Here is a 21,945-nt window from a genome sequence, read left to right on the forward strand (position 1 = left end):
GAGAACCAGGATGCCGTGACAAGCGACACCACCAACGATCCGCTCCGCCCGTCCGACCATGTCGACGGCGACGACTCGATCACGCAGCCGCGCCTCGGCATCGTCGGCTGGCTGCGGTGGGGGTGGCGTCAGCTCACCTCGATGCGCACCGCTCTCATCCTGCTGCTCGTGCTCGCGATCGCCGCGATCCCCGGCTCGATCTTCCCGCAGCGGATGGCCGACCCGAACGGCGTGACGCAGTGGCAGCGCGACAACCCCGACCTGTTCCCGGTGCTCGACGCGCTGAAGCTGTTCGACGTCTACCTGTCGCCGTGGTTCTCGGCGATATACCTGCTGCTGTTCGCGTCGCTCGTCGGCTGCGTGATCCCGCGCATCCGGCATCACGCGAAGGCGCTCCGCGCCCGCCCGCCGCGCACCCCCGCCCGTCTGCAGCGGCTGGAGGACTTTCGCGCCGTGGTGCGCGACGCGCCGGATGCCGAGGCTGCGGCATCCGCCTCGATCGATGTCGCGACGAAACAGCTGAAGGCCCTCGGGTACCGCGTCGAGCGCTATGACCGCGGCCGCACGTTCTCGGTGTCGGCCGAGCGCGGCTACTGGCGGGAGACGGGCAACCTGCTCTTCCACCTCGCGCTCGTCGGCGTGCTCGTCACGGTCGGCATCGGCGGCGGATTCTCGTACACCGGTCAGCGCGTCATCGTCGAGGGCGAGACCTTCGCGAACACCCTCATCGACTACGACTCGATGAACCGCGGACGCTTCGTGGGCGACGACGCCCTGGCCCCCTACTCGATGCGTCTCGATTCGTTCGACGTGACCTATCAGCCCTACGGCGAGCCCGGCTCCGGCCAGGCCGGCGACTTCTCGGCGAACGTGACCGTGCAGGAGAACGGCGATGAGCGCACCGGCGCCGTGAAGGTCAACGAGCCGCTCTCCGTCGCCGACGACGACATCTTCCTGCTCGGCAACGGCTACGCGCCGACGATCACCGTGCGCAATGCGGATGACGAGGTCGTGTTCACCGGGAGCGTCCCCTTCCTGCCGCAGGACAACAACATGTTCTCGCTCGGCATCGTCAAGATCACCGACGGGATGCCGGAGCAGCTCGGCATCCGCGCCCTGTTCTATCCGACGGCCGCGACGGGCGCCGACGGCACGATCGCCTCCGCGTATGGCGACCTCGTCAACCCGCTGCTCACGCTGGACGTGTTCGAGGGCGATCTCGGCGTCAACGACGGCGTCCCGCGATCGGTCTACGTGCTCGACACCACCGACCTCACCCAGCTGACCGGCCGGGCGATCGGCAAGGAATCGATCGAGCTGAGCCCCGGCAAGACGGCCGAACTTCCCGACGGGCTCGGCACGATCACGTTCGAGGACGAGTCTCCCGCCGGAGCGACCGACTCCTCGCAGTCCGTCAAGAGGTTCGCCTCGCTGCAGATCCACCGCGACGACTCGGGTCCGTTCGTCCTGGGCTTCGCTCTCCTCGCGCTCGCAGGCCTCATGATCGCCCTGTTCGTGCCGCGCCGTCGTGTCTGGGTGAAGGCGACCGCCGACGGGGGTGCAGTGAACCTCGAGTACGCCGCGCTCGCCCGAGGCGAGGACCCGACCCTCGCCGCCGCGGTCGACGACCTCGTCGCCGGGCACGGCCGCCTGCTCGACGCCGCGGGTGGCACGAAAGCCCGTGAGATCCCCGAAGACGCCGATCCGTCCGCGGAGCCGCAGACCCCGGCATCCGACTCCCCGAAAGTAGACTGACATCATGCTCGAGCTCAACGAGATCTCGCCGATCCTGCTGTGGACGGCGATCGCGATCTACGCGGCGGCCTTCATCGCCTTCGCCTTCGATCTCGCGCGCCGCTCGGAGGTCTCGGCACAAGCGCAGACCGTGCGGGAGCCGGCGCTCGTCGGCGCCGGCGGGGGAGTGATCACCGCATCGTCCGCGGGGTCGTCCGGCAGCGACGCGAAGCCGCAGCGATTCGTGATGGCACGCATCGGCACCTCGCTCATGGTGCTCGCCTTCGTCTTCCACCTGGGGGCGACACTGACCCGCGGCATCGCCGCCGGTCGTGTGCCGTGGGCCAACCTCTACGAGTTCGCGATGCTCGGCACGCTCCTCATCGTGGCGGTGTTCCTCGTGGTGCTCACGCGCATCGACCTGCGCTTCCTCGGCACGTTCATCACGGGTCTCGTCGTGATCCTGCTCGGCCTCGCCTCGACGAACTTCTACGTCGAGATCTCTCCGCTGATGGACCCGCTGAAGAGCGTCTGGCTCGTCATCCACGTGTTCGTGGCGTCTCTCGCCACCGCGTTCTTCGCGCTCGCCTTCGCGCTCTCGGTCATTCAGCTCATGCAGTCGCGGCGGGAGCGCCTCGTCGGCGAGGGTGCGGAGAAGACGGGCCCCGGGTTCCTCCGGACGTTCCCGAACGCAGAGCGTCTCGAGAGCATGGCCTACCGGTTCACGATCATCGGGTTCATCCTGTGGACCTTCACCCTGATCGCCGGCTCGATCTGGGCGTACTACGCGTGGAGCCGCTTCTGGGGCTTCGACGTCAAGGAGACCTGGACGTTCGTGATCTGGGTCATCTACGCCGGGTACATCCACGCGCGGGCGACCCGCGGCTGGCGGGGCAACCCCTCGGCCTGGCTCGCGATCGTCGGCTTCTCGGCCGTGATCTTCAACTTCACCATCGTCAACGTGTTCTTCAAGGGCCTGCACGCCTACTCCGGCCTGAGCTGACCCGCGGCCAACTGTCAGGGGCCGAGCGGGATGACCTCTGCGTGCTCGGCGCCGTCCTGGTACCACACGAGTTCGGCCTCGGCGATCGTCTCGGTCGGCTGCAGGGAGAACTCGGTCCGCGACGCGTCGGCGAATTCCTGCCACGAGTCCGGGTCGAGGGTCTTGCCGTAGACGACCGAGAGGTGGAAGGTCCAGTCATCGACGCTGCGCTCGTCGAGGCGTCGGAAGTCCGTGCTCTGAAGCGCCTCGCTGAGCGCTGCGTAGGCCGAGACGAGACCGGGTGTGCGGGCGATGCGCACGATGAGGATCTGCCAGGGCGCCGGGAACACGTCGACCGCCTCCGCCGTCACCTCGATCGGATGCTGGAGCGCAGCCCAGTCGCGGATCAGCGCCGACAGCTCGTCCCGGCGCTCGGGTTCGAAGAATCCGCGCAGCGTGACGTGCTCGGTGCGGGGATGCGGGATGTCGCCGCCGAAACGAGCGAGCGCGGCATCTTGCACCTCTCGGTACAGCGACGCGACTGCGATGGTCGGACGCAGCACGAGGTACTGCTGCCCTTCCAGTGACGCGAGCTGGGCAGGGTCATCCATGAACGGTCGGCGCATGACGTGAGCCTACGGGGCAGCAGCCGCGAGTCAGGCTGTCGCGAGCACGGCCTTCGCCGACGTCGTGCGCCGGAGAGTCACGGCCAGCGTCGTCGCGACGATCGACAGCACGCCCCAGACGACAAGTGCCGCGACGGCGGAGCCGTTCCCGGCGATCAGCCCCGTGAACGCGGGTGCCGTCGGAAGGGCGGCGCCGAGACCGGCGAGCCAGTCGGGCACGGTCGAGATGAGCCCGGTGGCGACGGCGATGACGCCGACGAGCGCGGCGACCCAGCGGCCGATACCGCCGAACAGTGCCACGAGAGCCTGGTTCACCGCGGCGAAAACGACCCCGGCGAGCACGGCCGTGCCGGCGAACACCCACCACGCTCCGATCTCGTAGCTGGCGATGAACTGCACCACGATCGAGACGAGCAGCCCCTGCGCCGCGCCGATCAGCGCGGCCGGCGCGAAGGCGCGGAGCGTGAGAGCGGCGGACGAGCGCCGCGATGTGAGCGTGCGGGCGGTGTGGGCGCGCATGACGAGGAACGACGCGAGTCCGCCGAACCACAGCACGACGGCGGTGAGCAGGGGGATCGCGGTGGGGCCGAAGATCGTGTTCGTCGAGGCGTTCGTCGACACCGGGTCGGCGATCACCGAGGCGAGGGATGTCGATTCCTGGTCGCTGAACGAGGGGAGCGAGTCGGATGCCGTGCGCAGCCCGCCCGCGAGGTCGCCCGTGCCGGTCGCCAGCGTGTCGAGCCCGGAGGCGAGCTCGGTCGTGCCCGTGGCGAGGTCGGAGGCGCCGCCGGAGAGCTGGGTCGCACCGGTGGCGAGGGAACGCGCTCCGGCAGCGGACTGGCCGATGCCCTCGTTCGCGAGCTGAGTGAGTCCGCCCGCGAGCTGGGTCGCGCCGGTTCCGGCCTGGCGCATCTGCGGGGCGATCGCGGCGGGCAGCGTCGCGAGCTGGCTGACGCCGGCTTCCGTCGCGGTTGCTCCTGCGGCCAGCTCCGTGAGCTGGTCGCAGTAGGCGGCCGTGAAGACGAGCGGATCGCAGCTCTGCGCGAGGGCGTTGATGCCCGCTGCCAGCTCCGTGGTCCCCGACGCGAGCGCCGCGGCCCCGGGTGCCTGTGCCTCGAGTGCCGCCGCTCCGCTCGTCAGGCCCGAGCCGATCTGGCTCGCACCTGCCGCGGCCTCTCGTGTCTTGCCGGCGATGGTGTCGAGGCCGGACGCGAGCGACGATGCGCCGGTGGCGAGCTGTCCCGCCCCCGACGCGAGCTTTGTGGCGCCATCGGGGATCGTGGCGGCTCCGTCTGCGGCGCTGCGCGCGCCGTTCGCCAGCTCGAGCGCGCCGTCGGCGGCGTCGCCGATCTGGTCGCCGATCGTGGTGAAGCCGACGAGCACGTTCTCGGTCGTCGCCTCGGTGAGCATCGTGCCCATCGTCGACGCGGCGACGTTCGCGATCTGGCTCGTGATGAGGTCGTCGGCGACGAGTCCGTCATCAGGGGTCGTCACGGTGATGGTGGCCTTCTCGGCTTTCCCGCCGCCGTCGGAGATCGCCTGACCGGACGAGGTCGCGGCGGCCGAGAAGTCCTCCGGGATGGTGATGACGGCCTGGTAGGTGCCGTCGGCCAACCCTTCGGCGGCGTCGTCCTCGTTGGAGATCACCCAGGTGAGGTTCGAGTCGAGTTCGTCGGAACCCTCGACGAGACCGGACGCCAGCTGCCGTCCGAGCGGTGTGAGCTGGTCGTCGATGGTGACCGGCTCATCGAGGTTGACGATGGCCGCCGTCATGGTGTCGAGGCGCTCGGTCGGGTTGTTCAGCGCCGCGACGAGGATGCCGCCGATGGCAGCCGGCAGCAGCAGGATGCCGAGGATCGTCAGCCACGTGACGGGCTTGCGGGAGCGCGCGCGCTCGATGGGGAGTGTCATGCGGTCACCTCGGTGGATTCTGCGGTGCTACGCCGCGGTGTGCGCGTGTCGAGAGTCTCGGCATCAGGCCATCCGGCTTCTTCGAGAGCGGTGCGAGCGGATGCCGCGTCGGCGGCCGTGGCGAAGATTGCGAGCGGACGCGATGCCGCGGCATCCCTGAGCATCGCCGTCGCCTGATCACGGCGGCCGCCGCTGAGGCGGTCCAGCCCGTCGATCACGACGAGCGAGGACGTCCCCCGTAGGGCTTCCGCGAGGTCGGCGAGTGCGGCATCCGCATCGTCCACGAGCACGCAGCCGACGTGCGACCGCACCCACGCGGCCCGTCCGGGCAGCAGATGGCTCGCGACGCGGAGGCGTCCGTCGCTCGGTGCGATGCGACCGGCGATCGTGAGGGCCAGCGCGCGTCGCGTGCGGGAGTCGCTGCCGGTCGCGATGACGGCCCCGCCTTCCGGGATGCGCAGGGAGAGGCGCTCGATGACGGGGGCATCGGCGCTGATCTGCAGGTCGTCTGCGGCGACCACGGAGCCGTCGCCCGGCCATGCCGCCAGGTGGCGCTCGCGCTCGACGGCTTCGCCCTCGATGTCGACACGGGGGAGGATCTTCTCCAGCCACGACGGGATCTCCCAGGCGCGCTCGCCCAGGATCGCCATCAGTGCGGGGATCAGCGTCATGCGCACGAGGAACGCGTCGATCGCGATGCCCGCCGCGAGTCCGAGTGCGATCGGCTTGAGCGAGGAGTCGCCCTCGGGCACGAACGCGACGAACACCGCGAACATGATGAGCCCTGCGGCGGTGACGACCTTCGCCGAGCCGGTGAACCCGCTGCGCACGGCCCGCAGAGCGGCGGCGCGCCGGGTCGCACGATCCGGGCTCTTCGAGTCGGGGTCGTGCACGAAGTCCTCCCGCATGCGGGAGACGAGGAACACCTGGTAGTCCATCGCGAGCCCGAACAGCACGCCCATCAGCACGATCGGCATGAAGCTGATGATCGGGCCGACCTTCGCGACATGCAGCAGGTCGGCGAACCAGCCCCACTCGAACACGGCGCCCACGACGCCGAAGGCTGCGACGATCGAGAGGAGGTAGCCGAGGGCCGCGGTGATCGGCACCCACAGCGAGCGGAACACGATCGTGAGGAGCACGAGCGAGAGACCGATCACGAAGATGCCGAACGGCAGCAGGGCGTTTCCGAGCTGATCCGAGATGTCGATGCCGACCGCGGTGAACCCGGTGACCTTGAGGTCGATGCCGAACTCGTCGAGCCACTCGTCGTGATGCGACCGGAGCTCGCGCACGAGGTCGGCGGTGGCGGGATCGTCGGGGGCGGTCTCGGGGATGATCTGCACGATGCCGGTGTCGGCGGTCTCGTTGGGCGTCGACAGCGCGACCTCCTTCACGCCGTCGACCTTCGCCACGGCATCCCCGAGATCCTCCATGAGGCCGAGCGGATCGGTCGAGGTGACGATCGTGCCGGTGAGGATCATCGGGCCGTTGAAGCCGGGGCCGAACTCCTCGGCCGTGAGGTCGTAGGTCTGCCGGGCCTCGGAGTCCTTCGGGAGCACGCCGGCGTTCGGCAGCGCGAGATCCAAGCTCAGGGCGGGGACGGCCACGATTCCGAGACCCAGGACCACGGCGAGCGAGACCAGCACCGGATGCTTGGTGACGCCGGTGGCCCAACGCGTGCTTCCCTTCACCCGCGCCTTCGGCTCCCGGTCGCCCTTTCTGGGCTTGCGTGGGCGTGGCGCCCGCCCGGCGACCTTCCCCTTCATGAATCCGAGGAGCGCCGGGGTGAGCGTCACGGCGATGGCGACGGCGACGGCCACCGCTGCCGAGGCGGCGATGCCCATGGTGGTGAGGAACGGGATGCCGGCGAAGCCGAGGCCGATCAGCGCGATCAGCACCGTGACTCCGGCGAACACCACGGCCGATCCGGCGGTGCCGACGGCGCGTGCGGCCGACTCCTCGGGATCGACGCCTTCGCGCACCTGATCCTGGTGTCTGGCCATGATGAACAGGGCGTAGTCGATGCCGACGGCGAGGCCGAGCATGAGGGCGAGCAGCGGCGTCGTCGACGAGACGGTCGCGAAGGCGGTGGCGGTGAAGATGCCCGCCATCGAGATGCCGACGCCGAGGATCGCGGTGAGCAGCGGAAGGCCGGCGACCACGAACGAGCGGAACGTCACGATCAGCACGAGGAGGGCGATCAGCAGGCCGACGGCTTCGGTGAGGGTGACGCCGGGGATGGAGGTGGCGAAGAGGTCCCCGCCGAGGACCGCCTGGGAGCCATCGGGCAGAGTGGCGGCGAGATCGTCGACGACCTCCTGCAGCGCCTCCTTGGTCTCGGGCGAGACATCCGTGGACTGGCCGTCGAACTGCAGGCGGACGATCGCTGCGGTGTCGTCGTCGTTGATCATGCCGCTGACCATCTCGTCATACGGCGAGTTGGCGGCCAGGACGTCGTCCATTCCGGCGAGTTCGTCGACGGCATCCTCGATGGGCGCGCGGTAGGCGTCGTCGGTGATGTCATCGCCGTCGGCCGCCACCACGATGAACTGCGCGTTGGTGCCGCTCACCTGGGGGAACGAGCGCGAGAGCTGCTCGAGACCTGCCTGTGACTCTGTGCCGGGGATGGAGAAGGTGTTGTCGGTGCCCGCGCCGAGCACGAGGGCGCCGGCTCCGGCGATGCCGAGGGCGAGGAGCCAGGAGACGAGGACTCGCCACGGGTGCCGGAAGGCCCAGCGGCCGAGCGACGACAGAAGAGTGGACACGCGTTCCTCCGAGGGTGCCGATTGGATACACGGATGTATTCAATACATAGATGTATCGTAAAGTGACCCGCCCGCGGAAGTCTGTGTGCGGGGTGTGAATCATGCGAGAGTGAGAGTCAGGAGGATCCGATGACGACACCCGCGACCCGCAGCCGTGAGAACACCCGGGCACGGCTTCTCGAAGCGGCAGCACAGGTGTTCGCCGAGGTGGGACTCGACGGCGCGTCCGTCGAAGCGGTGTGCGAGCGCGCCGGCTTCACCCGCGGCGCCTTCTACTCCAACTTCGAGTCCAAGGACGAGCTCTTCCTCATGCTCGCGGGCAGTGTGGCCGAGGTGCGGGTCAACGCGGTGCGCACCCGGGTGGAGGAGCTGACCGCCGATGGAGCGCTCGCCGAAGGCTGCGACCCGATCGACATCGTGCAGCAGGTCATGGAGCTCGGCGGAGACGATCGCCTCGGCGTGATGCTCATGAGCGAGATCCGCATCCGCGCCCTGCGCGACGAGCAGTTCGGCGTCGCCTACCTGGCGCAGGAGCGTGAGATGGTCTCGAGCATCGCCCAGATCATCGAGGACATCGTCGAGACGGGCCTGCTCCGGTTGCGTCTTCCGGCGGACGTCGCCGCCCGCATGCTCATGATCATCTGGGAAGGCATGACGGTGCGCGGCGCCATGGCCGGTCAGGATGACGAGAGCCTGCGCCATTCCAGCAGCGAAGAGCTCGGCCGCCTGGTGCAGCTGCTCATCGTGGACTGAGGCGGGTCACCCCTCCGCGAGCACCTCGTGGCAGCGGGTGAGCCGATCGAGCCACCAGTCGCGGCGATCATCGGAGGCAGCCAGACGCGTGAGGGCGGCAGCATCCGGCGTCACCCGGCCGACCGGGATCGAGCCGTCGACAGGACGCAGGTCGGCGACGTCGTCGAGGAAGAGCGACGCCGTGCCGAGGCCGCAGTCGTAGTCCAGGTGCGGGAGCGCAGCGGCGAGCGCCGCGCCCTGAGACAGGCCGATCGCCGTGTCGAGGGCGCTGGAGACGACCACGGGAAGTCCCGCAGCCGTCACGATCTGCAGGGCATGCGTGACCCCGCCCAGGGGCTGGGCCTTGATCACGAGGAGGTCGGCCGCGCCGGCCCGGGCGACGGCGAGCGGATCGTCGGACTTCCGCACGCTCTCGTCGGCCGCCACCGGGATGCCCATGTACTTCACTCGTCGACGCAGATCCGCGAGCTCGTCGACAGTCGTGCACGGCTGTTCGACGTACTCGAGGTCGAACTCGTTCAGGGCGTGCACCGCGTGCTCGGCCTCGTCGACGTTCCACATGCCGTTCGCGTCGATGCGGATGCGTCCTTCCGGACCCATCGCCTCGCGCACGGCCCGCACGCGGGCCACGTCGTCGTCGAGCGTCTGGCCGGGTTCGGCCACCTTCACCTTCGCCGTGCGGCATCCGGCGAAGCGCGCGAGAACGTCTGCCACGAGTGACGCGTCGATGGCGGGGATGGTGGCGTTGACCGCGATCCTCTCGCGCAGCGGCGCGGGCTGCGGCTGCCACCCGAAATCGATGGCGGCGGCGAGCCAGGTCGCGGCTTCGGCATCCTCGTACTCCACGAAGGGGGAGAACTCGGCCCAGCCCTCCGGCCCCTCGAACAGGAGTGCCTCACGGGTGTCGACGCCACGGAAGCGGGTGTGCATCGGAAGACTGACGACGCGGGCGGAGGCGAGCAGGTCTGCGAGCGGGGGGAGCATGTCCCCATTGTGCCCTGCACCTGTCTCCGTTCCCGCGCGGGTTGTGGTGGGTCGCGATGCATTCGACCGCCGGATTGCTCTGGAGTGTGCAGCACCCGTCGCCTCAATGTGTGATTGACAATGGTGTGTGACGCACAGTACTGTGTGGGACATGAACGAAACGCTCGACACGCACCTGCAGGAGCTCCGCCGCGGCACCATCGTGCTCGCCTGCCTGCAGCTGCTGCGCACGGCGGGCTACGGCTACGGGCTGCTCGAAGAGCTCGAGCGGCGAGGCTTCGCCACCGACGCGAACACGCTGTACCCCCTGCTGCGGCGCCTGGAGAAGCAGGAGTACCTCACGAGCGAGTGGAACACCGACGAGGCCCGGCCCCGCAAGTTCTACCGCACCTCGGACGCCGGCATCCGCCTGGCCGACACCCTCACCGACGAATGGCGATCGCTCACGACCTCGATCGCATCCCTCACCTCAGAGGAGAAGTGACATGACCACCACGAACACGCTCGCCGAACGCTACATCAGCGCCACCATCCGCAGCCTTCCGGCGACCGCGCAGGCCGACGTCCGGGCCGAACTCGAGGCGTCGATCGCCGACGCGATCGAAGCCCGCATCGAACAGGGGGACACCCCGGATGCCGCCGAGCGTGCCGTGCTCACCGAGCTCGGCGACCCCGGTATCCTCGCCGCCGGGTACGCCGACCGTCCGCTGCACCTCATCGGACCGCGTTATTTCCTCGTCTGGTGGCGACTGCTCAAGCTCCTGCTGTGGATCGTTCCTGCCGTCGCCGCCTTCGGTGTCGCGATCGCCAAGATCCTCGAGTTCGCCACGATCGGCGAGACCATCGGCGCCATCGTCGTCGTCATCATCCAGGTGATCGTCAACCTCGGGTTCTGGACCGTGCTCGTGTTCGCCATCCTGGAGCGCACGGTGCCGGTGCCGGAAGCACAGTGGAACGTCGACCAGCTCCCGGAGCACTACGAGACCCGCGCCGGGTGGTCCGAGATGATCGGCTCGATCGTCTTCCTGGTGCTCGCGGGTGCCGCGATCGTCTGGGATGCGCTGCGTGGTTTCGTGCGCGCCGACGGCGTGGCCGTGCCGATCCTGAACCCGGAGCTGTGGCCGTGGTGGATGGCCGCCCTGTTCGTCTTCATGCTGGCGGAGCTCGCGCTCGCGATCGCCGTCTACCGCGTGGGCCGCTGGACCGTCCCGCTCGCCGTCGTCAACACCGTGCTGGCCATCGCCTTCGCGATCCCCGCCCTGTACCTGCTCATCACGGGCCAGCTGGTCAACCCGGAGTTCCTGGACTACCTGGCGACGAACCACGCCGAAGACCTGGCGAACGCGAACGCCGGTGCTGCCGAGCAGGGCGGCGTGTTCCGGGTGGTCACCGCGGTCTTCGCGGTCGTCACCGCCGGGATCGTCGTCTGGGACATCATCGACGGGTGGCTGAAGACCGCCCGCGCTCGCCGCGGCTGACCGCATCCGAAGGGGAACGCCGCCTCCGTCGGGAGGCGGCGTTCCGTCGTTCCGCAGAGGCGGGGAATAGGCTGGAGGCGTGACCACGCCCTTCGTCTCCGACCTGTTCGACCCCGCCGAGTGGGTGCTCGCGCCCGGTGCGGAGGACTACACCGACATCACGGCGCACGTCACGCACGACGGCGGTGTCGCCCGCATCGCGTTCCACCGGCCCGAGGTGCGCAACGCCTTCCGTCCGCACACGGTCGACGAGCTGTACCGGGCGCTCGACATCGCCCGCCAGAACCCGCGCATCGGCGCGGTGCTGCTGACCGGCAACGGCCCGAGTCCCAAGGACGGCGGATGGGCGTTCTGCTCCGGCGGAGATCAGCGCATCCGCGGACGCGACGGGTACAAGTACTCCGACTCCGAGACGGTCGTGCAGGACGCCGCTCGTGGCGGACGCCTGCACATCCTCGAGGTGCAGCGGCTCATCCGGTTCATGCCGAAGGTGGTCATCGCGGTGGTCCCGGGCTGGGCGGCGGGAGGCGGTCACTCGCTGCACGTCGTGTGCGATCTGACGATCGCCTCGGCCGAGCACGGACGGTTCAAGCAGACGGATGCCGACGTCGGCAGCTTCGACGCCGGCTACGGCTCCGCATACATGGCCCGCCAGACCGGGCAGAAGTTCGCGCGGGAGGTGTTCTTCCTCGCCGAGGAGTACTCCGCCCAGCGCGCCTACGAGGCCGGCGCCGTGAACCGTGTCGTGCCGCACGCCGAACTCGAGCGCGAGGCGCTGAAGATGGCGCGCACCGTGCTCACGAAGTCGCCCACGGCCATCCGCATGCTGAAGTTCGCCTTCAACGCGGTCGACGACGGGCTGGTCGGCCAGCAGGTGTTCGCGGGTGAGGCGACTCGCCTGGCCTACGGCACGGATGAGGCGGTCGAGGGACGCGACTCGTTCCTCGAGAAGCGCGACCCCGACTGGTCTTCGTTCCCCTGGCACTACTGAGCCCCTCCAAGCCGCGCCATGACCCCTCTGATCCCGACGGACTCCGACGATCCGGAGCAGGTGCAGGCGGCCCTGCGTGATGCCCTCGACGGCGGGTCGGCGCGGGGATTCGGGATGCTGGCCGGCGCCCCCGTCGAGGTTCCGGAGGGCATCGCCGTGGTCATCGCGACTTCGGGTTCGAGCGGCGTCCCGAAACGCGTCGCCCTGACCGCCGAGGCGCTGCGCGCGAGCGCGGAGGCGACCGAGGAGCGGATCGGCCGAGGGCGCTGGCTGCTCGCGCTCCCCGCCGGGTACGTCGCGGGACTGCAGGTGCTCGTGCGCTCGATCGTGGCGGGGACGGAGCCCGCGGTGATCGACGGCCGCTTCTCGCCGCGCTCGTTCGCGGAGGCGACGCTGGCGATGCTGCGTCCGGATGCCGGTGCGGGCACCGGTATCCCCGAGCTGTACACGTCGCTCGTGCCCGCCCAGGTCGCGACCCTGCTCGGTGCCGCCGACGACACGGCTGTGCGAGCTGCTCTCCAGACGTACCGGGCGATCCTCGTCGGCGGGCAGTCGCTCCCGGAGCCCCTCCGCGAGCGTGCGGAGGACCTCGGCGTGCGGCTGGTGCGCACGTACGGATCGACGGAGACCAGCGGCGGCTGCGTGTACGACGGCGTGCCCCTCGAGACGGCGATCGTGCGCACGGTCGACGGGGAGCTGCGGATCGCGGGACCCATGCTCGCCGAGGGCTACCTGGGCGACGACGCGCTGACCACGCGGACGTTCATCCGTGACCACCACGGCATCCGGTGGTACCGCACCGGCGATCTCGGACTCGTGGAAGACGGAGTCGTGCGAGTGCACGGACGCGCCGACAATGTCATCGTGTCGGGCGGGATCAACATCTCCCTCGACCGCGTCGAGCGGATCGTGCGGAGGGTCCCCGGCCTCCACCAGGCGGTCGTGGTCGGCGTCGAAGATGAGCGCTGGGGCGAGGCCTCGGTCATCGTCGTCGCGCGCGGCGAGGTCCTGCGCCGCAGCGAGGGAGAGCAGCTGGAGCATGCGCGCGATGCGGTCGCGGAGGAGATCGGCCCTCACGCGCGGCCCGCCCGCCTGATCCTGGTGGACGAACTCGATGCGCTCGCCTCGGGAAAGCCGGATCGCGAGGCCATCCGACGCGTGGCCGCCGAACTCCGCTGAATCCGTCTCCTGCCAGACTGGGGCAGATGGACGTGCTGCGGTTGGCCGGAGTTCCCGGCGTGGGAAAGAGCGCGGTGGCCTGGGCGGTCGCCCGGCAGATGGCCGTCGACGGCGTGCGCGTCGCCTTCGTCGACATCGATCAGCTCGGCATGTGCTACCCCGCGCCGGCCGACGATCCCGACCGCTGGAGTCTGAAGGAGAGAGCTCTCGCAGGGATCGCGGCGCAGTACGCCGAGTCCGGCGTCGAGCGTCTGGTCGTCTCGGGGGTGGCGGACCCCTCGCTGCCTCCGCAGGGGAACGGTCATCCGACGGTCTCTCTCTGGCTCGCCGCGGGAGAGGCCACCAGGCGGGCTCGGCTGGCCCCGCGAGGCTGGGCCCACGAGCAGGTGGATGAAGTGCTCGCCGTCGGCACCCGCGAGACGGCTGCGGCGCATCCGTCGTGGGCGAGGGTGGACACCGACGAGAGCTCGGTCGACGCCACGGTGCGAGCCGTGCGCGAGCGGTGGCAGGGTGGCGTCGCCGAGCCGGTGCCCGCGTTCGTCGTCGCCCAAGCGGATACGACCGAGCACGTGGTCTGGATCACCGGACCACGATGCGCCGGTGCCTCCCGTGTCGGCTGGGAGGTCGTGACCCCGCTCTGGGCAGAGGGGCGGCGCACAGGCTTCATCGACGTCGCCCAGCTCGGCTTCTCCTGGAACGTGGACGCGCAGCTCGGTCTGCGGAACGCCGCCGAGCTGCAGCGATCGTTCGCCGCCGCGGGAGCGCAGACGCTCGTCGCCGTGGCACCGCTCGAGGTCGGCCCGGAGGAGGTGCGAGCGGCCTTCCCCGACGCAGATGTTCGTTTCCTCCGACTCGATGCCGACGAGGACTCCCGTCGCGACCGTGCCGTGCGGCGAGCCGCAGGTGCCGACGCGCTGCTCGCGGGGGACGACCTGATCGGAGCGGTGGAGCGGATGATCGACGACGTCGTGGCTCAGGGGTCCCGACAGCGCGAGACGCCCGTCCGTGCGGGGGAGCGCGTGATCGACACGACCGCGACGCCGTTGCCGCAGGTGGCCGCGCGGGTCGCGGCCGAACTCGCCTGTTGAGGGCGGGTGCCAGACTGAAGCGCATGGCCACGTACACGCACGGACACCATGACTCCGTCCTCCGGTCGCACAACGTGCGCGACATCGCGAACTCCGCCGAGTATCTTCGACCGCACCTCACCGACAGCACGCGGCTGCTCGATGTCGGCGCGGGACCGGGCTCGATCACGGTCGACTTCGCCCGCATCGTCGCTCACGTCACCGCCACCGAGATCGACGATACGGCGCTGTCGCTGTCGCGCGACCTCGCGGAGGCCCGCGGCCTCACGAATCTCGACTTCTCGGTGGAAGACGTGCACGCGCTGAGCTTCGCCGATGACTCCTTCGACGTCGTGCACGCGCATCAGGTGCTGCAGCACGTCGGTGACCCTGTGCAGGCGCTGCGCGAGATGCGACGCGTCACCGTGCCCGGCGGGATCGTCGCGGCCCGCGATGCCGATTATGCCGGGTTCATCTGGTTCCCGGTGCTGCCGGAGCTCGACCGCTGGCTCGCCCTCTACGACGCCGCGGCCCGGGCGAACGGCGGAGAACCGGATGCCGGTCGGCGTCTGCTCTCCTGGGCACGGGCCGCAGGCTTCGAAGACATCACGGCGACGGCATCCACCTGGTGCTACGCATCCGCGGCGGAGCGCGCGTGGTGGGGCGGGATGTGGGCCGACCGCATCCTCGAATCCGCGCTCGCCCGGCAGCTGGTCGACAGCGGCATGGCGACCCGCAGCGACCTGCAGGACATCAGCGACGCGTGGAAGCGCTGGGCCGACGACGGCGACGGGTGGTTCCTCGTGCCGCACGGCGAGATCCTCTGCCGCGCCTAGTCGTGCGGATACATCTCGAGACGGATGCCGCCCGTGAGGTGCTCGCGTAGCGTGGGGGAGTGATCCGCCCGCTCTCCCGCACGGCGCTGATCCTCGACATCGTCGGGGCGGCGCTGCTCTTCCTCATCCTGACGCCGACGTCCGTGGTGTTCTACGGGCCGACCACCGGCGGCACCGCGATCCCGGGTGCGAGCGTCGGAGCGGTCGTCGTCGCGGGCATCCTGATGTTCGGCGGTGTCGCGATCGGCCGACTGGCCCCGGGCCTGGCACTGGGCGCGGCGTGGGCCGGCGCGATCGTGCAGATGCTGGCGGGGTTCGGCCCTCTTCCGATCGATCTCGCGATTCTGCTCGTGCTCTATGCGACCTCCGCGTGGGGCACGCGTCGCGTGCTGTGGTGGGGATTCGCGTCGACGCTGGTGGGCGGCCTCGTCGCAGCGGCCTACATGGTCGTCGTCACCGGCGTCACCTTCGGCACGGGGATCGGGTGGGAGCAGATCACCGGGGGAGTGCTCCTCCTCATCGTGTCGGTCCTCGCCCTCGGATTCGCCTGGGTCTGCGGGCTGCTGTGGCGCGTGGTGCTCCGCGCACGCAGAACCAGGGCCGCGCAGCTGAAGGCCGAGTCGCTCGCCGCCGAAGAGCAGGAGCGCGTGCGCATCGCCCGTGACATGCACGACATCGTCGCGCACTCGCTCGCGGTCGTCATCGCACAGGCCGACGGCGCCCGGTACGCCGCGGCGACGAGACCGGAGATGGCCACCGAGGCTCTCGGCACGATCGCCACCACGGCGAGGAGTGCGCTCAGTGATGTGCGGATGCTGCTCACCCAGCTCCGTCACCGGCAGGGCGACGGCCCGCAGCCCACGCTCGCCGACCTCGAGACGCTGTTCGCCCAGGTGCGTCAGGCCGGCGTCGAACCTCTCGTCACGGTCGATCCGATGCCGCCGGGGGAGCCGCCCGGAGCGATCCAGCTGGCCGTGTACCGCATCCTCCAGGAGGCGCTCACGAACGCGATCCGACACGGCGACGGCAGTGTCCACGTGCACCTGGCGTGGTTGCCGGATCGCGTCGACGTGCAGGTGCGCAACACCGTGGCCGGCGACGCCTCCCCGGCGCCGGGTGGTCACGGCCTCATCGGCATGCGCGAACGCGCCCAGCTGGTCGGCGGTAGTCTGCAAGCCGAACATCGCGGGGCGCAGTTCGTCGTTCAGGCCTCGCTTCCGATCGGCCCTTCGGCAGGCTCAGGGGCTCCAGAGGAGGAGGACGCATGATCCGGGTGGTCCTCGTCGACGATCAGGCGCTGTTCCGCGCCGGCATCCGCATGCTCGTCGCCTCGCAGCCCGATCTCGAGGTGGTCGGAGAAGCGGGCAACGGGCAGGAGGCCCTCGAGATCGTGCGCACCAGCCGCCCCGACGTGGTGCTCATGGACATCCGGATGCCGGTGATGGACGGCCTGACCGCGACCGCCGAGATCCTGGCGCGGCCGGAACCGCCGCGCATCGTCATGCTCACGACCTTCGACCTCGACGAGGCGGCGGCCCGCGCGATCCGGCAGGGTGCGAGCGGGTTCCTCCTCAAGGACGCCGATCCTGAGTTCCTGCTCGCGGCGATCCGCACCGTGCACGCGGGATCCAGCGTCATCGCGGCATCCGCCACTCGTGATCTGTTCGCGCATTTCGCCGAGGCGCCGAAGCCTGTGCCGCCGCAGTTCGCCGACCTCACCGATCGCGAGCGGGAGATCTTCGCGCTCGCCGCGCGGGGCCTGTCGAACGCCGAGATCGCCGGTCGTGAATACCTGAGCGAAGCGACGGTGAAGACGCACATCAGCCGCATCCTCACCAAGCTCGCCCTCCGCGATCGGGTGCAGCTCGTCGTCTTCGCCTTCGAGCACGGCCTCACCTGATCGGCCGACCCACCCCTTTCGATACGAGCCGCCCTCTTATGGACACGCAAAGAGGGCTGGCTCGTACCCAAGAGGGTGGCTCGGCACGGTAGCGGATCATCCTTCCGATGTACGGCGGATGCCTCCTCCGGGCGACGCGCCGAGACGGCTGTCGAAAATAGCGTGAAGGCATGGAGATCACGACCACCGACCTCGGCCTCGCCGCCCGGGTCCAGCACCTGAAGAAGACCTACGGCTCGGGAGAAGGGACGGTGCGCGCGCTGGACGGCGTCAGCGTCGGCATCCGCCGCGGGCAGTTCACCGCCATCATGGGCCCGTCCGGCTCGGGCAAGTCCACGCTCATGCACATCATGGCCGGACTCGACAGCCCCACCGAGGGGCGGGCCTGGATCGGCGACACCGACATCACCGGCCTCGGTGATCTCGACCTCACCATCCTGCGCCGACGTCGCGTCGGCTTCATCTTCCAGGCGTTCAACCTCGTGCCGACCCTCGACGCCCTGGGCAACATCATGCTGCCGTTCGAGCTCGACGGACGCCGTCCGAGCGCGATCGAGCGGGCGCGCATCGACGGACTCATCGAATCGCTCGGCCTCGGTTCGCGGCTGAACCACCGCCCGCACCAGCTGTCGGGCGGGCAGCAGCAGCGCGTCGCGATCGCCCGTGCTCTCGCCACCGCGCCCGACCTCGTCTTCGCCGACGAGCCCACCGGCAACCTCGACTCGAAGACGGGACGCGAAGTGCTGCAGCTGCTCGCCTCGGCGAGCCGCGAGCACGGTCAGTCGATCGCGATGGTCACGCACGACGCGATCGCCGCGAGCCACGCCGACCGCGTGCTGTACCTCGGCGACGGCCGCATCGTCGCCGACCACCCGCGCCAGACGGCGGAGGATATCTCGGCGTACATGCTCGCGGCGGAGGTGGCGGCATGACCGCCGTCGCCACGGTTGTGCCCGAGACGGCCGCGACCGGCCCTCGTCTCGGCTGGCTGCGTGATCGGGGCATGGGCGCCAGCATCCTCGTGGCCGCGCTGTCGGCCGCGTTCGGGGTGATCCTCGTCGAGGTCACCGCCTACATCGGCGCCGTGCTGCAGGCCGATCCGTTCATCGGCGACAGCGAAACCCTCGCGATCGTCGTGGCGCTGCTCTCGGTGCTGCTGACGGCGGTCGCGATGTACGTGGCCGCGATCGTCACGGCGAACACCTTCTCGACCATCATCGCCGGACGCACGCGGCAGATCGCCCTGATGCGACTGATCGGCGCGACCGCCCGTTCGCAGCGGGCGCAGGTCGGCCGGCAGGGGTTCATCGTGGGCGTGATCGGCGCCGCGATCGGTCTTCTCGCCGGGCTCCTGTTCGCCGTCGTCGGCGTTCAGGTGGGCGCGCAGTTCGTGGCGAACGATCCCACGGGCTTCTCGCTCGCGCAGCCCTTCATCGCGCTGCCGGTGGTCGGCGTCGCCCTCACGACCTGGGCCGCCGCCTGGGCGGGCTCGCGTCGCGTGCTCTCGGTGACGCCGCTGCAGGCGCTCGGCGGCTCCGTGGAGCGCACGCACGACGAGGTCTCCGGCAAGCCCGGCCGCCACATCGGCGCATGGATCCTCCTGATCTCGGGAGCCGTGCTCCTCGCGGGCGGCGTGGTCATCGGGCTCATCACTCCGCTCGGCGTGGTGGTGGCGTTCTTCGGCGGCATCCTGTCGTTCACGGGCCTGGTGATCGGATCGGTGATGATCATGCCTCCGGTGCTGCGTCTCGTCGGCCGGATGTTCGGATCGAGCGCGACGGCGCGTCTCGCGGCGGAGAATGCCCTGCGGTACCCGGAACGCTCTTCGCGCATGGCGATCGGGGTGGTCATGGGCGTGACGCTGGTGACGATGTTCGCCGTCGCGCTGGAATCGGCCAAGCGGCTCATGATGACCCAGGTCGACGGCGAGGTCCCGGACGAGTTCTTCGCGCCGTTCGACGCGTTCGCCGGGATCATGATGGTGCTCGTCGCGGTCTCCGCGGTGATCGCCGCCGTCGGCCTCGTCAACCTGCTCACGATCGGCGTCGTCCAGCGTCGCCGTGAACTGGGTCTCCTGCGCTCGATCGGGCTGTCCAACGGGCAGGTGCGGCGCATGGTGCTGCTCGAAGCGACGCACATCACCGTGGCCGCGACGTTCACGGGCCTCGTGCTGGGAGTCGCTTACGGCTGGATCGCGGCGCAGTCGCTGCTCGGCTCGGTGCCGACGCTGCCCGACTTCGAGCCTGCCGGATTCGTGCTGCCGCAGATCCCCTGGATCCCGGTCGCGATCATCGTCGTGGCCACGGCCGTGCTCACGCTCGTCGCCGCCGCCACTCCCACCCGCCTGGCCACCCGGGTCGCCCCCGTCGAGGCGCTCGCCGCGGACTGACGGCTCTAGGCTGGACGGATGCCGTCGCCGTTCGATCAGTCCACGTATCAGGTCCGTCTCGACTGGGGCATCGCGGGGCTCGCCCGCCTCGCCCCGGCCGACATCGTCGTGGTCGTCGACGTGCTGCGGTTCTCGTCGACGGTGGCGGATGCCGTCGCCGGCGGCGCTGAGATCGAACTGGCCGACGCGGTCGAATGGTCCACCAACGGCGCGGCCGTGGCGACGGCGGCCGCGGCCACCGACGCCACCGTGCTCGTCGGCGCGATCCGCAATGCGTCGGCGGTCGCACGGGCGGTGCAGACGGTGCAGGAGCGTCGGCAGGCGCGGACGTCTGTCGCCATCATCGCGGCAGGCGAGTGGGACGAGGTGGGGGAGCCGCGCTTCGCCGTCGAGGATCATCTCGGCGCCGGCGCGATCATCGCCGCGCTCACCGATCTCGGCATCGACCACACCGCGCCGGATGCCGCTGTCGCCGCCGAGGGGTTCCGCGCTCTGCGCCGCGCGCTGCGGCACATGCTCAGCGCCAGCGGCTCCGCGCGCGAACTCGAGATCGGCGTCCCATCGACCGCGCGGATGGCGGCATCCGGTGTCGTGCCGACGGCGCCGGTGGATGCCGCCGTGATCGACGCCGTCGACGTCGTCCCGGTCCTGGTCGACGGGCGCTTCATCCGCTTCGACTGAGCGGCATGGCCGCGGGGCGTGCACGCTCACGCCGACGGCCACGTAGGGTCGTGGCATGAGGTACCTCCCCGCTCTCATCGTCGATGCCGTGCTCGTGCTGATCTTCGCCGTGATCGGGCGTGCCTCTCACGACGAGGATCCGGCGGGCTTCCTGCTCACCGCCTGGCCGTTCCTCGTAGCGCTTCTGGTCGGTCATCTTCTCGCAGCACTGCTGCCCGGCAGGCCGCGTCGCCCCTGGTCGGTGCTGTGGGGAACGGTCGTCTGGATCGTGACCGTCGCGGGCGGGATCCTCCTGCGCGTCGTCAGCGGCGACACGGCCGAGGTGCCCTTCATCATCGTCGCGACGCTCGTGCTCGGGGTGTTCCTCGTGGGCTGGCGGGCGGTCACCGCTCTCGTCCGTCGCCGCAGTGCGACGGAGGCCGGTGAGACCCAACCGGGCGCCGCGAACGGCGTGGCATCGGAGCACCGAGACCCGGTCGACCCGATCGTCTGATCCGGCGACCCTCCCGAGTGCCGGCGTCGCAGATCAGCGCGGCATCTGCGCGGCCAGGCGCGCGTCGGTCGTGATCTCTCGGCGCGTCCAGGCGAACACGTAGCGCGCGTCGAACGTGCGCGAGCAGCGCGCGCAGGAGGTCGCTCTCGTCGGTCGGCGGTGTCGGTAGGTGATGTGCCCGGCAGGGCAGCGGCCGACCCAGGGCGCGAGCTCGACGGCGGTCTCGCCGCGGTGGGTGGTGCCGCCGACGTAGCCGAGATCGCGCGCGACGACCTTCCATGCCTGTCCGTGCGCGGCCGTGTGCCCGGCGAGCGCATGGGCGACCTCGTGCAGGAGCACCTGATGGATCTCGTCGTCCTCGAAGCGGGCCGCGAGGTACCGCGACACGGTGATGCGTTTCTTCGTGTAATCGCACAGTCCGGCACGACGCTTGGCGTTGTCGAAGCCGAACGACCAGCTCTCGTCGAGATGCAGTCTGATCAGTGCCTCGCCCCAGATGCGCACACGGTCAAGTTCCGCCATGGGCCCAGGCTAAGCCATGCCGCCGACATCGCGGTCGAGGCCTGCTCAACCCGCGACGAGCTGCTCGGACCGTCGACGCTCTGCGGCCTCGATCGCCAGAAGCGCGGTCTCGAGGTCCCGATCCTCCGCACCCGATTCGCGGCGCAGGAAGAGCGACTGCTTGAAGCTCTCGCGCGCCGTCTCGTAGTCGCCCGCGTCGTAGGCGTTCTTGCCGTGATGATGGTGCGCGAACGCGGCGATCGACAGCCAGCGCTGCCCCTCGGCCTCGGCCGCGCAGGTCGACAGCTCCTGCTCGGCGGCGGCGTACGCACCCCGGTATTGCAGGATCGTCGCGTGCAGCACGCGTGCGCGCAGCACGTCCTTGCGCGTGCCCGCCATCCGCGCCTGACGCACCGCGTCGTCGGCCAGCGCCAGCGCCTCATCGAGACGATCGAGCACCTTCAACAGCCACACGCGCTCGAGGAGCGCCGGGAGGCTGCGCTGCGCGTCGATCTCCGCGAGGCGCGCCGCGCACTCGTCGAGATCGACCAGCTCGCGGAGGGTCTCCTGGTCGTATCCCTGGATGAAACTCATTGCTCTCCTTCCGCAGCGTCCCCGTCCAGTCTGCCTGGCGCTCGGCCGGTCTTCGGGGCGGCGCGCCCCGGGCGACGG

The 21,945-nt window shown here is 70.1% G+C and carries 21 protein-coding genes; 15 read left to right on the forward strand and 6 right to left on the reverse strand.

Annotated features, from left to right (window positions below):
* The first annotated feature begins 15 nt into the window (after positions 1–15).
* Both DW306_RS18800 and ccsB read left to right on the forward strand, forming a co-directional pair.
* Positions 16–1,755 carry a cytochrome c biogenesis protein ResB gene (locus DW306_RS18800; RefSeq protein ID WP_136057096.1) on the forward strand — a complete coding sequence of 580 codons (1,740 nt, stop codon included), beginning with the start codon at positions 16–18 and terminating at the stop codon, positions 1,753–1,755.
* 4 nt (positions 1,756–1,759) lie between these two features.
* Entirely contained in the window at positions 1,760–2,737 is a 978-nt protein-coding gene (ccsB, locus tag DW306_RS18805; RefSeq protein WP_136057097.1) for a c-type cytochrome biogenesis protein CcsB, read from the forward strand.
* Between the two features lie 14 nt (positions 2,738–2,751).
* Here the strand turns inward: ccsB and DW306_RS18810 are convergent, their stop codons facing one another.
* Genes DW306_RS18810 through DW306_RS18820 form a run of 3 tightly spaced genes read right to left on the reverse strand, consistent with a single transcriptional unit; the run spans position 2,752 to position 8,021 of the window.
* Positions 2,752–3,342: a 2'-5' RNA ligase family protein gene (locus DW306_RS18810; protein ID WP_240747276.1), complete on the reverse strand. Its 591-nt coding sequence runs from the start codon at positions 3,340–3,342 to the stop codon at positions 2,752–2,754.
* 30 nt (positions 3,343–3,372) lie between these two features.
* Positions 3,373–5,253: a YhgE/Pip family protein gene (locus DW306_RS18815; RefSeq protein ID WP_136057098.1), complete on the reverse strand. Its 1,881-nt coding sequence runs from the start codon at positions 5,251–5,253 to the stop codon at positions 3,373–3,375.
* On the reverse strand, positions 5,250–8,021 hold the full coding sequence (locus DW306_RS18820; RefSeq protein ID WP_136057099.1) for an MMPL family transporter: 2,772 nt from the start codon (positions 8,019–8,021) through the stop codon (positions 5,250–5,252). The genes DW306_RS18815 and DW306_RS18820 overlap by 4 nt, the downstream gene beginning before the upstream one ends.
* A 129-nt stretch (positions 8,022–8,150) precedes the next feature.
* Between DW306_RS18820 and DW306_RS18825 the strand changes: the two genes are divergently transcribed.
* Positions 8,151–8,774: a TetR/AcrR family transcriptional regulator gene (locus DW306_RS18825; RefSeq protein WP_136057100.1), complete on the forward strand. Its 624-nt coding sequence runs from the start codon at positions 8,151–8,153 to the stop codon at positions 8,772–8,774.
* A gap of 6 nt (positions 8,775–8,780) precedes the next feature.
* On the opposite strand, the gene DW306_RS18830 is transcribed toward DW306_RS18825, so the two are convergent.
* Entirely contained in the window at positions 8,781–9,758 is a 978-nt protein-coding gene (locus DW306_RS18830; protein WP_136057101.1) for an o-succinylbenzoate synthase, read from the reverse strand.
* Positions 9,759–9,909: 151 nt separating this feature from the next.
* On the opposite strand from DW306_RS18830, the gene DW306_RS18835 reads away from it, so the two are divergent.
* From DW306_RS18835 to DW306_RS18890, 12 genes are all read left to right on the forward strand, one after another.
* A complete protein-coding gene (locus tag DW306_RS18835; RefSeq protein ID WP_136057102.1) occupies positions 9,910–10,242 on the forward strand; it encodes a helix-turn-helix transcriptional regulator in 333 nt (110 codons plus the stop codon).
* Between the two features lies 1 nt (position 10,243).
* Entirely contained in the window at positions 10,244–11,236 is a 993-nt protein-coding gene (locus tag DW306_RS18840) for a permease prefix domain 1-containing protein (RefSeq protein ID WP_136057103.1), read from the forward strand.
* 79 nt (positions 11,237–11,315) lie between these two features.
* Positions 11,316–12,227 (forward strand): 1,4-dihydroxy-2-naphthoyl-CoA synthase, encoded by a 912-nt coding sequence (locus DW306_RS18845; RefSeq protein WP_136057104.1) that lies wholly within the window; start codon positions 11,316–11,318, stop codon positions 12,225–12,227.
* 18 nt (positions 12,228–12,245) lie between these two features.
* Positions 12,246–13,406 carry an AMP-binding protein gene (locus tag DW306_RS18850; protein WP_136057105.1) on the forward strand — a complete coding sequence of 387 codons (1,161 nt, stop codon included), beginning with the start codon at positions 12,246–12,248 and terminating at the stop codon, positions 13,404–13,406.
* A gap of 26 nt (positions 13,407–13,432) precedes the next feature.
* Positions 13,433–14,494, forward strand: coding sequence for a hypothetical protein (locus DW306_RS18855; RefSeq protein WP_136057106.1), 1,062 nt, complete (start codon positions 13,433–13,435; stop codon positions 14,492–14,494).
* Between the two features lie 23 nt (positions 14,495–14,517).
* The gene (locus DW306_RS18860) at positions 14,518–15,309 is read left to right on the forward strand and encodes a class I SAM-dependent methyltransferase (protein ID WP_136057107.1); all 792 of its coding nucleotides are present in this window, start codon (positions 14,518–14,520) and stop codon (positions 15,307–15,309) included.
* 59 nt (positions 15,310–15,368) lie between these two features.
* The gene (locus tag DW306_RS18865; RefSeq protein WP_136057108.1) at positions 15,369–16,577 is read left to right on the forward strand and encodes a histidine kinase; all 1,209 of its coding nucleotides are present in this window, start codon (positions 15,369–15,371) and stop codon (positions 16,575–16,577) included.
* Positions 16,574–17,209 (forward strand): response regulator transcription factor, encoded by a 636-nt coding sequence (locus DW306_RS18870; RefSeq protein ID WP_136057109.1) that lies wholly within the window; start codon positions 16,574–16,576, stop codon positions 17,207–17,209. Before DW306_RS18865 ends, DW306_RS18870 begins: the two co-directional genes overlap by 4 nt.
* A gap of 170 nt (positions 17,210–17,379) precedes the next feature.
* Positions 17,380–18,141, forward strand: coding sequence for an ABC transporter ATP-binding protein (locus DW306_RS18875; protein WP_136057110.1), 762 nt, complete (start codon positions 17,380–17,382; stop codon positions 18,139–18,141).
* Positions 18,138–19,598, forward strand: a complete 1,461-nt coding sequence (locus tag DW306_RS18880; RefSeq protein ID WP_136057111.1) for an FtsX-like permease family protein — start codon at positions 18,138–18,140, stop codon at positions 19,596–19,598. The genes DW306_RS18875 and DW306_RS18880 overlap by 4 nt, the downstream gene beginning before the upstream one ends.
* An 18-nt stretch (positions 19,599–19,616) precedes the next feature.
* Complete coding sequence (locus tag DW306_RS18885) at positions 19,617–20,279, forward strand: 2-phosphosulfolactate phosphatase (RefSeq protein ID WP_136057112.1); 663 nt, start codon at positions 19,617–19,619, stop codon at positions 20,277–20,279.
* A gap of 55 nt (positions 20,280–20,334) precedes the next feature.
* Positions 20,335–20,772 (forward strand): DUF3054 domain-containing protein, encoded by a 438-nt coding sequence (locus tag DW306_RS18890; RefSeq protein ID WP_136057113.1) that lies wholly within the window; start codon positions 20,335–20,337, stop codon positions 20,770–20,772.
* 33 nt (positions 20,773–20,805) lie between these two features.
* Here DW306_RS18890 and DW306_RS18895 read toward each other — a convergent pair whose 3' ends face one another.
* Together DW306_RS18895 and DW306_RS18900 are read right to left on the reverse strand one after the other, a co-directional pair.
* Positions 20,806–21,294 carry a SprT-like domain-containing protein gene (locus DW306_RS18895; protein ID WP_136057114.1) on the reverse strand — a complete coding sequence of 163 codons (489 nt, stop codon included), beginning with the start codon at positions 21,292–21,294 and terminating at the stop codon, positions 20,806–20,808.
* A 45-nt stretch (positions 21,295–21,339) separates the two neighbouring features.
* Positions 21,340–21,867 (reverse strand): hypothetical protein, encoded by a 528-nt coding sequence (locus DW306_RS18900; RefSeq protein WP_136057115.1) that lies wholly within the window; start codon positions 21,865–21,867, stop codon positions 21,340–21,342.
* Positions 21,868–21,945: the final 78 nt, after the last annotated feature.

It is taken from the genome of Microbacterium sp. K24 (assembly GCF_004794465.1).
In the GTDB taxonomy this organism is placed as follows: domain Bacteria; phylum Actinomycetota; class Actinomycetes; order Actinomycetales; family Microbacteriaceae; genus Microbacterium.